Consider the following 11,822-nt stretch of genomic DNA (forward strand, 5'->3'; position numbering starts at 1 on the left):
TCAGCTTTCCTCCTGCTGCGGGGCGCGCCGGGCGTCCAGCGCGGCGGCGAGTCGGGCGACGGTGTGGTGGCGCAGCGCCGTGGCGAGGTCGAGGTCGAGGCCTGCGTTGCGGGCGGCGAGCAGCAGCGGCGGTACGAGCAGCGAGTCGCCGCCGAGGTCGCGGAAGTCGTCGTGCACGCCGACCTCGTCGAGGCCGAGCACCTCGGCCCAGACCTGCGCCAGCACCCTCTCGGTGGTGGTGCGCGGTGCGGTGCTGGTCAGGTCCTGGGCGGCGGTGGCGGCGCGGTCCGCGACCAGGGCGCGGTCGCGTTTGCCGTTGCCGGTCAGCGGCAGCCGGTCGACCGTACGGAACACGCCGGGCAGCGCGGCCGCGGGGAGCAGGCGGCGCAGCCGGTCGCGCAGGGCGCGCGGCGAGCAGTCCGCGGCGCCGTCCTCCGGCACCACCCAGGCGGCGAGCCGCTGCCCGCCGTCGGCCGCGGGCAGCGCCGCCACGAGTGCGGCACGCACGGCGGGGTCGGCGGCGAGCACCGCCTCCACCTCGCCGGGCTCCACCCGGTGGCCGCGGATCTTCACCTGGCCGTCGGCCCGGCCCGCGAACTCCAGCGTCCCGTCCGGCAGTCGCCGCGCCAGGTCGCCGGTGCGGTAGAGCCGGGTGCCCGGCGGCCCGTACGGGTCGGGGCGGAAGGCGGCGGCGGTCGCGGCGGGCTGCCCGGCGTAGCCGCGGGCCAGCCCGGCGCCGCCGAGCCACACCTCGCCGGTGACGCCGTCCGGCACCGGCCGCAGCTCGCCGTCCAGGAGCCGCACGACGGCCCCCGGCAGCGCCGAGCCCAGCGGCACCAGCGCCCGCCCGCCGCGCCCTGCCGGGGCCGGGCCCGCGGTGGCGGCGACGGTCGCCTCGGTCGGCCCGTACTCGGTGGCCAGCCGCATCCCGCCCCCGGCGGCCGCGATCCGGGCGGCGACCCGGCGGGCCTGGTCGGCGGGGTAGGCGTCGCCGGCGCAGACCGCGACGGCCGCGAGACCGGCCAGCTCGGCGTCGCTCAACTCGTCCTCCAGCAGCGCCAGATGCCCGGGCGTCAGCCCGACGAAGGCGTACGGCGCGCCCGCCGCGAGCAGCGTCCCGAGCTCGGCCGGGCCGAAGCACTGCGGCAGCATCCGCACCGTCTGCCCGGTCATCAGGGGCGCGTACAGCGCCGGGACTCCGAGGTCGAAGCCCGCGGAGGTGAAGTACGGGGCGCCGCCGCCGGCGGCCGCGTACTCCCGTACCGCCCAGTCCAGATAGTGCGCCAGCGCGCCATGGCTGACCTCGACGCCCTTGGGTTCGCCGGTGGATCCCGAGGTGTGCAGGATGTACGCCGACCGGTCGGCGTCGTACGCCTCCAGCGGCGGCTCGGCGGGCTCGTCGTCGGTCACCCACTCGGTGAGCAGCAGCACGCCCGCGCCGTCGAGCCGCGCGGCGTACTCCGGCTGGGTCACCGCCGCGTCGAGGCCGAGCCGCGCCGCGATGGCGGCGATCCGGTCCACGGGCGTGTCCGGGTCGAGGGGCACCTGGACGGCGCCCGCCTGCCAGACGCCGAGCAGCGCGGCGACCAGGTCGGGGCCGCGGTCGAGCAGCACGGCCACCCGGCCGCCGGGCCCGGCGCCGAGGCCGCGCAGCCGGGCGGCGATCCGGCCTGCGCGGGCCCGCAGCCCGGCGTAGCTGAGCTCGGCGCCGTCCGGGCCGCGCACGGCGATGGCCCGCGGGGTGCGGGCGGCCTGCTCCTCGATGGCGGCGAGCACATCGCGCGGCGGGTCCGGGTACGGCAGCGGCGGCGCCGCGAGCCGGCGGCGCTCGGCCGCCTCCGGGTAGCCGCCGCGGGCGTCGCCCCCCGTACCGGTGGCGGCCATGTCGGCGAAGACCGCGCGGTAGAGCGCGGCCAGCCGCCCGGCCGCCGCCTGGGCGAGGATGCCGGGGCGGGAGGCGATGGAGAAATGCCCGCGCACAGGCGTGCCCACGACCAGCTTGAACTCATTGGGACTGTCGTCCCTGCTCGCCATGATGTCGATGAGCTCGGTGTCCACCTGGTGGAAGTCCAGGTAGTGGAAGAGGACATCGATCAGATGCCGGTCGCCGCCCGGGGCGCGCATCGCGGGCATCGGGAAGCGGCGGTGCGGCCACAGCGAGATCTCCGCGTCGAAGACCTGCCGCGCCAGCTCCCCCCAGGTGCTTTCGGGGCGGCGGTACGGGAACGGCACCGAATTCAGGTACATCCCCGACACCTGCTCGGCGCCCGCCTCCTCGGGCCGGGCGTCGGCGACCATGCCGCCGCGGAAGGCGTCCGAGGCGGTGAGCAGCGACAGCACCTTGGCGTGCGCGGCGTGCAGCACGCTCTTGTACGGCACCCCTGCCGCGGCGGCGAGCGCCCGCAGCCCCGGCTCGACGTCGTCGAGGGGGATGTCGATGCGGCAGCGCTCGTCGTCCCCGGCCGCCTCGCCGTCCCAGCCGGGAGGCAGCGTGAACTTCTCGTATCCGCCGGTGATCCCCTGCCAGTACGCACGGTCCCCGTCGCCGTCCAGGGACCGCAGTTCGGCAGCGATGAAGTCGGCGTAGCGCACCTTCGGCTGTACGGGCGCGGGCTCGGGCTCCTCGTCCGTACGGATCCGGCGGTAGGCGCGCAGCAGCTCCATCAGCTGGGAGTGATAGCTCCAGCCCTCGATCACCGGGTGGCACTCGGTGATCGACAGCCACCAGCTCTCGTCGTCCAGCAGATGCACGGCCATCCGCATGAGCGGCGGCCGCGCCAGGTCGAACAGCTCGCTCCGGTCACGGTCGCAGAAGTCCCAGAGCGCCTGCTCGCGGTCCTGCTCGGGCAGGCCGCGCAGGTCCTCGTGGACGACCGGGAACGCGGCGGTGGCGTGCACCAGTTGCAGCGGCTGCGAGTAGCCGGTCATGTCGAAGCCGGTGCGCATCACCTCGTGCCGCTCGGTGATCAGCGCGCAGGCGCGGCGGAAGGCCTCCGGGTCGAAGGGCAGCTCGTCGCGGATCCGGAAGGAGGTGATGTTGTGGTAGCGGTTCTCGCCGCTGACGTCGTGCATTTCGATCAGCATTCCGGCCTGGATCCGCGACAGCGGATAGGCGTCGGTGACCTCGGCGGGCAGCGCGGCCCGGTCCTCGGCGGAGATCAGCGCGAACGGCGCCACCGGGCCGTGCCCCGCGTCCGCCGCCGCGCCCGCGTCGCCGAGCGCGGCGCGCAGCCGGGCCACGGTGCGGTGCTCGAAGACATCGCGTACGGACGTCTCCCAGCCGGCCGCGCGCAGCGCGCCGACCAGTGCGACGGCGCGGATCGAATCGCCGCCCAGGTCGAAGAAGTTGTCGTGCACCCCGACCTCGTCGAGGCCGAGCACCTCGGCCCAGACCCCGGCCATGACCCGCTCGGCGTCGTCGCGGGCGGCGGTGTGCTCGCCGACCGCGGTGGCGCCCCGGCCCGGGGCGGGCAGCGCCCGGCGGTCCAGCTTGCCGTTGCCGGTCAGCGGCAGCGCGTCGAGCAGCACGAACGCGGACGGCACCAGGTAGGCGGGCAGCCCTTCGCCGAGCCGCTCGCGCAGCGCCTGCGGCGCCAGTTCGGCCGCGTCGGCGTCCGGCGCCGGCACCAGATAGGCCACCAGCTGCCTGTCGCCGGGACTGTCCTCCCGTACCAGCGCCACCGCCTCGGCCACCGCGGGATGCCCCGTCAGCGCGGCCTCGACCTCGCCGGGCTCGATGCGGTAGCCGCGCAGCTTGACCTGGTGGTCGACTCGGCCGACGAAGTCGAGGCCGCCGTCGGGCAGCACCCGGGCGAGGTCGCCGGTGCGGTAGAGCCGGGCGCCCGGCGGGCCGTACGGGTCGGGGACGAAACGCTCGGCGGTCAGCCCGGGCCGGCTCGCATAGCCGCGGGCCAGGCCGATGCCGCCGATCCACACCTCGCCGGTGACGCCGATGGGCAGGGGGCGCAGGCGGTCGTCGAGGACGTACATGGTGGTGTGCGGGATGGCCCGGCCGATGGAGACCAGCTCGGTGGGGACAGGCCCGTCGATGAAGTACGCGGAGTTGCCGACGGTGATCTCGGTGGGCCCGTACTCGGCGGCCAGCCTGGTGCCGTGCTCGCCCGCCGAGGCCGCCCAGCGCTCGGCAAGGCGGGCGGTGAAGGCGTCGCCCGCGGCGATCACCAGCCCGGCGAGGGAGGCGATCTGGTCGTCGGTCAGCTGCTGCTGCAGCAGGTCGAGGTGGCCGGGGGTGAGCTTGATGAAGCCGTACGGGCCGCCCGCGGCGAGCAGCGCGCCGAGCTGGTCGACCTCGAAGTCCTGCGGCAGCAGGTGGGCCGGCTGCCCGGTGAGCAGCGGGGTGTACAGGTTGGGCACGCCGAGGTCGAAGGCGATGGAGGAGAAGACCGGGGCGCCGCCCGGGTGCTTGGCGTAGGCGCGGGCGGTCCAGCCGAGGTAGCCCGCGAGGCCGCGGTGGGTGACGAGGACGCCCTTGGGGCGGCCGGTCGAGCCCGAGGTGTAGATGACGTACGCCAGTTGGTCGGGGTCGGTCGCGGCCGGGAGTCCGTCCCGTACGGAAGCGGGCGCCGCCTCGATCGCGGCCCGCTCCTCCGGGTCGTCCACGACGATGAGCCGCACGCCGGTGCCGGTGAACCGGTCGGCGTGCTTGCGCTCGGTGACGACGAGGCGGGTGCCGGTGTCGGCGAGCATGTAGGCGATGCGGTCGTCGGGATAGCCCGGGTCGATCGGGAGGTAGGCGGCGCCCGCCCGCCAGCAGCCGAGGAGGCTGCCGACGAGGTCGGGCCCGCGGTCGAGGAGCACTCCGACGGTGTCGTCCGTGCCCGCGCCGAGGCCGGCGAGGCGGCAGGCGAAGGCGCTGGCGAGGCCGTCCAGTTCGGCGTACGTGACGCTGCCGCCGGGGTGCACCAGCGCGGTGGCGTCCGGGGTGGCCGCCATCTGCGCGGCGATGCCCTGCGGCACCGGGAGCAGCGTGGCCAGGTCCACCGGCTCGCCGCCGCCCACCGGCTCGGCCGGGCCGTCGAGCAGCAGCGAACGCTCGGCCGGGGAGAGCATCTCCAGCGCGGACAGCGGCGCGTCCGGGTGCTCGGCGGCGGCGGTGAGCAGGCGGGTGTAGTGGCCGGTGAGGCGCTCGGCGGTGGCCGCGTCGAAGAGCGCGGTGGCGTATTCGAGGGACCCGGTCAGGCCGCCGTCCGGCCGCTCCGCCAGGTGCAGGGTGAGGTCGAAGCGGGCGATCCGGCCGGTGGCCGGCACCGGCCGCGCGGTGACCTCCGGCAGGTCGAGGCCGCTGCCCGCGCCGTCGGGGGCCAGGTCGAACATGACCTGGAACAGCGGGGTCCTGGACAGGTCCCGCTGCGGTTCGAGCTCGTCGGCGATCCGGTCGAAGGGCACGTCCTGGTGGTCGAGGGCGTCGAGGACCCGGCCGCGGCCCGCCGCGAGGAGCTCGCGGAAGGCCGGGTCGCCGGTCCAGCGGGCGCGCAGCGCCAGGCTGTTGTACGCGTAGCCCGCCATGCCGGCGAGCTCCTCCCGGCCGCGCCCGGACACGGCGGTGCCGACGGCGACGTCCTGCGTGCCCGCGTACCGGCCGAGCAGCACCTGGAAGGCGGCGAGCAGCACCATGAAGAGCGTGCCGTCCGCCTCCTTCGCCAGCGCGCGCAGCCGGGCGGCGAGCCACGGCGGCACCTCGAAGCCGGCCACCGCGCCCGCGTCGTCGCGCACCGCGGGCCGTGCCCTGTCGGTGGGCAGTTCGAGCGGGGCGAGGCCGTCGAGCTCGCGGCGCCACCAGTCGAGCCGCTCGGCGGCGCGGGGTCCTGCCTGGCGGGTGTTCAGCCAGGCGGCGTAGTCGGCGTACTGCACGGCCAGCGGCGGCAGTTCGGTACCGCGGTACAGGGCACCTAGGTCGCGCAGCAGCAGCGGCCGGGTGGGCGCGTCCGCGGCGATGTGATGCAGGACGACGACCAGCACATGGTCGTCGGGCCCGAACCGCAGCACCCTCACCCGCAGCGGCGGCTCCGCCGCCAGGTCCATGGGCTCGGCGGCGGCGTGCGCGAACTCGGCGGCCTCGGCGTCCCGGCGCTCTCCCGGCACCCCGGGCATCTCGACGACCTGCCAGTCCACGTCCCCCGCCGGGTCCACCACCTGCACCGGCTGCCCGCCGTCGAGTACGTACCGGGTGCGCAGGATCTCGTGCCTGGCGGCGAGGGCGTTGACCGCCCCGCGCAGCCGGGCGAGGTCCAGCGCGCCGGACAGCCGCAGCACGATCGGCAGCAGATACGCCCGGCTGTCCGGGTCGAGCTGGTGCAGGAACCACAGGCTGCGCTGCCCGGCGGACAGCTGCAGCGGCGCGCCGCGGTCGGCCGGCGGGATGCGCCCGGCTCCGGCCCGGCGGCCGCCGCGGCCCGCGAGGCGGCGGCGCAGCAGCTCCGCCCGTATCCGCTCCTGCTGGTCGGCACTGATCGGGGGTGCACTCACGGCTGGTACTCCTGGTGGGCGAAGGCGAGTTCGGAGTCGTTGAGCGACGCGATCTCGGCGGCGACGGCCTCCTCCACGGCGGCGGCGAGGCCGGCCACGGTGGGGCGCTCGAAGACGGCGCGCAGCGGCAGCTCCACCCCGAACTCGTCCTGGATCAGGGCGGTCACGCGGGCGGCGCGGACCGAGTTGCCGCCGATCCGGAAGAAGCCCTGCCGGCCGCCGATGGGCCGCTCGGCGTGCTCGCTGCCGAAGAGCACCTCGGCCCAGATCGCGGCGATGGCCTCCTCCACCGGTCCCTCGGGGGCGGTGTACGGCTCGTCGGCGAGCGCCGCGGCCAGGTCGGGGGCGGGCAGCGCGGCGGTGTCCACCTTGTTGTGCCGGGTCAGCGGCACGGACGGGATGGGCACGAAGAGCGCGGGCACCATGTAGTCCGGCAGCTGCCCGGCGCAGTGGTCGCGCAGCTCGCCGTCGCCGGGCAGCGGCCCGGCACCCGGCACCCAGTAGCCGATCAGCGCGGCGTCGGGCCCGCTGCCGTACACGGTCACGACCGCGGCGGCGACGCCCGGGTGTCCGGCGAGCACCGCCTGCACCTCGCCGGTCTCCACCCGGCGGCCGCGCACCTTGGCCTGCCCGTCGGCCCGCCCCGCGAACTCCAGGGTGCCGTCGGGCCGCATCCGGGCGAGGTCGCCGCTGCGGTAGAGCCGGGACCCGGCAGGACCGTACGGGTCGGGCACAAAGGCGGCGGCGGTCATTCCCGGCCGCCCGTGGTAGCCGCGCGCGGCTCCCCCGCCGCCGATGCACAGCTCCCCGGTGGTGCCGTACGGGACCGGGCGCAACCTGCTGTCCAGCACCCGCGCGGTGACGTGCGGGTACGGGCGGCCGATGGGCACCGCGCGGGCGGCCTCGTCGGCCTGCCAGCGGGTGGCGGCGATGGTGGTCTCGGTGGGCCCGTACTCGTTGACGAACCGGCCCAGGCGGCGGGCGAGTTCGCGGGCGAGGGCGGGCGGGGTGGGCTCGCCGCCGGTCAGGCCGGTCAGGCCGGGCCGCTCGCCGAGGCCGGCGTCGATGAGCATCTGCCAGTGCGGCGGGGCGACCTGGATGTGGCTGACCGCGTGCGTGTCCAGCAGGGCGAGCTGGGCGCCGTGGTCGCCCAGTTCGCACTCGCGGGCCAGCACCACCCGGCCGCCGGCCAGCAGCGGCAGGAACAGCTCCGTGCAGGAGATGTCGAAGGTCGGCTGGGCCAGCGCCAGCCAGGTGCTGCCGGACCCGAAGCCGAGGTCGGCGCGGGCAGCGGACAGCATCCGCAGCAGCGAACCGTGGCTCACCGCCACGCCCTTGGGCCGCCCGGTGGACCCGGACGTGTAGATCACGTACGCCTGGCGGTCCGGGTCGCAGCCCGGGTACCGCGCCGGGCCGGCCGGCAGCTGCTCGTCCGCGCCGATGCCCGGCGCGGCGTGCAGCCCGGTGAGTCTTCGCACCCCGGCCGGGTCGGCGATGACGGCGTGCGCGCCCGCGTCGGCGAGCAGATAGCCGAGCCGGTCGTCGGGCGCGGCCGGGTCGAGGGTGACGTAACTCGCCCCGGACTGCCAGACGCCCAGCAGCGCGGCGAGGAGTTCGGGGGTGCGGGGCAGCATGACGCCGACGGTGGCCTCGGGGCCGGCGTCCAGCTCGGTCAGCCGCCGCGCGTAGCCGGCGGCGCGGCGCAGCAGCTGCGCGTACGTCCACTCCTCGTCGCCGCAGACGACCGCGGTCGCCCGCGGGTCGCGGCCCGCGCTCGCGACGATGGCGGCGAACACCGAGCTCTCGCCCGGTTCCACGGCGGCCGCGGGGGTGCCCTCGCCGCTGCGCAGGATCTCGGCGCGCAGCCCGTCGGGCAGGATCTCGGCCGCGTCCAGGGTGATCTGCGGGTCGTCGGTGACGGACTCCAGCAGCCGCAGCCAGCAGTCGGCGAACCGCTCGACGGTGGCCGTGTCGAACAGCGCGGTCGCGTACTCCACCATCCCGAGCAGGCTGCCGTCCGGCTGCGGCTGCACGACGAGGGTGAGGTCGGTACGGGCGCTGCGCCAGGCGTCGCGGAAGGCGCGCAGCTCGCCCGCCGCCACGGCGGTGCCGGTGCGGCCCTCCTCGTGCAGGTCGAACATCACCTGGTACAGCGGCGTCCTGGCGGAGTCGCCACCCGCGCCCAGCTCCTCGACCACCCGGTCGAAGGGCACCGCCTGGTGCGCGAAGGCCTCCCTGGCCCGGTCGCGGACGTGCTCGACCGCGGTGGTGAAGGGGGCGTCGGCGGGGGCCTCGCAGCGCAGCACGAGGGTGTTGAGGAAGAAGCCGACGACGTCGGCGGTCTCCGGCCGCTCCCGGCCGGCCACCGGCACCCCGACGGGCACGTCCCAGCGGCCGGTGAGCCGGGCCACCAGGGCGGCGAACGAGGTCAGCAGCGTCTGCTGCAGGGTGGCGCCGCGCTCGCGGCCGATCCGGGCCGCCCGCTCGGCGATGGCGGCGGGCACGGTGAAGACGTGCGCGGCGCCGCTGCCGTCGCGGGTGGCCGGGCGCGGCCGGTCGGCGGGCAGGTCGAGCGGGGTGAGGCCGTCCAAGGTCTCGCGCCAGTGGGCGAGTTCGGTCTCGGCGGCGCCCGCGGCGAGGGCCCGGCGCTGGTGCACGGCGTGGTCGGCGTACTGCAGCGGCAGCGGCGGCAGCTCGGCCTCGGTACCGTCGTGCACGGCGGCGGCCAGCGCCTTCAGGTCGCGCTCCAGCACGACCGAGGACCAGCCGTCGCAGGCGATGTGGTGGATGCTCAGCAGCACCGTCACCGCGTCCTCGCCGCGCACCACGGCCGCCCGCCATACGCCGCCGTGCTCCAGGTCGTATCCGGCGGCGAACTCCTCCTGCGCCACCCGGCGCAGCGCCGCGGCGCTCTGCGCACGGGCGAACCGCACCGGCACCCGGCGGTGCCCGGGCGGGTCGGCGATCTGCACCGGCTCGGCGCCGCGCAGCTCGTACCGGGTGCGCAGGATCTCGTGCCGGGAGGCGAGCTGCTCAAGGGCGGCCGTGATGGTCGCGTCCTCGTACGACCCGGGGAGGGTGATGAAGACCGGCGCGGTCCACTCGCCGGTGCCGGGGCGCAGCCGGTCAAGCAGCCACAGGCCCTGCTGGCCGGGAGACAGCGGCAGGCCCGCGGGAGTGCGCGGGACCGCGTCCTGGCGGGTTTCGGGGGCGGGGTCCGTCGCGGCCGGGGCGGCGATCAGCTCGGCCTGGTCGGCGACGGTGGTGGCGGTGAAAAGGCGGCGCAGCTCTATCCGGCCGCCGGCGGCGCGGGACAGCCGCTCCGCCAGCCGGGTCAGCATCAGCGACGAGCCGCCCAGCTGGAAGAAGTCGTGCAGGGCGCCGATCTCGTCGGCCGGCGTGCCGAGCAGGTCGGACCACTCCTCGGCGACGCGGCGCTCGGCGGCGTTACGGACCGGGACCAGGCCGCCGGGGGCCGCCTCCGCGGCCGGGTCGGGCAGCGCCGCCCGGTCGATCTTCCCGTTCGGGGTGAGCGGGAACTCGGTGACCGGCACGAAGACCTGCGGCACCATCGCGTCGGGCAGGGTGCGGCGCAGGAACATCCGCAGCTCGTCGGGGCGCAGTTGCTCCCCGCGGGACTGCACCCAGGCGACCAGACGGCGACCGCCAGAGCCGTCGTCGCTGACGCCGGCCGCGGCGGCCCGCACCCACGGGTGCGCGGCGAGCGCCGCCTCCACCTCGCCGGGCTCGATCCGGACGCCGTTGACCTTCAGCTGGCCGTCGAGCCGGCCCAGGTATTCCAGTACGCCGTCGGTGCGCCGCCGCACCCGGTCGCCGGTGCGGTAGAGCCGGGCGCCCTCGGGGCCTCGCGGGTCGGGCACGAAGCGCTCGGCGGTACGGCCACCGGCGCCCCAGTAGCCGAGCGCGAGCCCGGCCCCGCCCGCGTACAACTCGCCCGGCACGCCCGCCGGGACCTCGCGCCCGGCGGCGTCGAGCACCCGCACCCGCAGCCCGCCGATGGGCTTGCCGATCGGGACCGGGCCGGTCTCCTGCGCGGGGTCGTAGCGGTGCTCGGTGATGTCGACGCTGGCCTCGGTGGGGCCATACGTGTTCCAGATCTCGGCGCTGGGCGCCAGCTTCAGCAGCCGCCGGCACAGCTCGGCGTGCAGCGGCTCACCGGCGCTGAACAGCAGCCGCAGCCGCGTGCAGTCCGCCCAGCCGGACTCGTCGGCCAGCCGCCCGTACACGGACGGCACGCCCTGCAGCACGCTCACGCCGCCGTCGGCGACGGCCCGCAGCAGCGCGGCCGGGTCGAACTCGGCGCCCTCGGGCGCGAGTACGACACTGCCGCCGCTGATCAGCGGCGCGAACAGCTCCAGGCCCGCGGCGTCGAAGCCGACGGTGGTCTTCAGCAGCATCCGGTCGTCCGGGCCGAGCTGATGCCGGTGCGCCAGCCAGCGCACCCGGTTGGCGATCCCCGCATGCGGTACGACGACGCCCTTCGGGCGCCCGGTGGAGCCCGAGGTGTGCAGCAGATAGGCGGGCTGCGCCGGGTCCAGGGGCACGGTCACGGCGGCGGCGTCCGGGGTGCTGTACGCGTCCGCCAGGTCCTCCATGATCACGGCGCGGGCATTGCCCTCCGCCGCGAGCCCGGCAGTCTCCCGCTGGGCGACGATCAGCCGGGCCCCGGCGTCCGCGACCACGAGCGCCCGCCGCCCGGCCGGATGGGCCGGGTCGAGCGGCACATAGGCGCCGCCCGCCAGCCACACGCCGAGCAGCGCGGCGACGAGGTCGGGGGTGCGGGGCAGGCACACGCCGACCGGCTCGCCGGGCGTGACGCCCAGCTCGCCGAGCCGGCCGGCCAGCTGCAGGGCGCGCTCGTGGAGATCGCCGTAACGGATCGTCTCCTCGCCGGGGCGGACGACCGCGGGCGCGTGCGGGGTGCGGGCGGCCTGCGCGGCGAACAGCTCGGGCAGCAGCGGCGGTCGGCGGCCGGGCACGGATTCCGCCTGCGTACGGTCGTTCACGTCCAGCTCCTCTTCGTCGGTCGGCGGTGCGGGCGGGGGCTCAGGCGGCCGCGGCCATGCGGCGGCGCAGGCTCAGCGGGCGCAGGTCGGTCCAGACCTCGTCGATACGGGCGAGGCACTCGTCGCGGGTGCCCTCGGTGCCTTCGGCATGCCAGCCGCCCGGCAGCTCCCGGTCGGCCCACCAGATCGAGTACTGCTCCTCGTCGTTGAGCACGACGACCCAGCGCTCTTCGGATATCTGTTCGCTCATCGAGCACTCCTAAGGCTGCGTTCGGATGCGCTCATGCTGTGCCGCCCCGCTACGGCCCG

At 76.3% G+C, this 11,822-nt stretch carries 3 protein-coding genes; all 3 read right to left on the reverse strand.

Features of this window, described 5'->3' with window-relative positions; all coding sequences use genetic code 11:
- The 3 genes from ACNNMR_RS15160 to ACNNMR_RS15170 are packed head-to-tail and all read right to left on the reverse strand — an operon-like array spanning position 1 to position 11,763.
- On the reverse strand, positions 1 to 6,486 hold the full coding sequence (locus tag ACNNMR_RS15160; protein WP_419995126.1) for an amino acid adenylation domain-containing protein: 6,486 nt from the start codon (positions 6,484 to 6,486) through the stop codon (positions 1 to 3).
- Positions 6,483 to 11,513, reverse strand: coding sequence for an amino acid adenylation domain-containing protein (locus tag ACNNMR_RS15165; RefSeq protein WP_419995127.1), 5,031 nt, complete (start codon positions 11,511 to 11,513; stop codon positions 6,483 to 6,485). Before ACNNMR_RS15165 ends, ACNNMR_RS15160 begins: the two co-directional genes overlap by 4 nt.
- A 40-nt stretch (positions 11,514 to 11,553) precedes the next feature.
- The gene (locus ACNNMR_RS15170; protein WP_419995128.1) at positions 11,554 to 11,763 is read right to left on the reverse strand and encodes an MbtH family protein; all 210 of its coding nucleotides are present in this window, start codon (positions 11,761 to 11,763) and stop codon (positions 11,554 to 11,556) included.
- Between the last annotated feature and the right edge of the window lie 59 nt (positions 11,764 to 11,822).

This window comes from Streptomyces boninensis (assembly GCF_048572725.1).
Lineage (GTDB): Bacteria > Actinomycetota > Actinomycetes > Streptomycetales > Streptomycetaceae > Streptomyces > Streptomyces boninensis.

What these genes read in the sequence shown, in the direction of transcription:
- ACNNMR_RS15170 (WP_419995128.1), bottom strand. Translation starts at nt 11,763, where the DNA reads ATGAGCGAACAGATATCCGAAGAGCGCTGGGTCGTCGTGCTCAACGAC.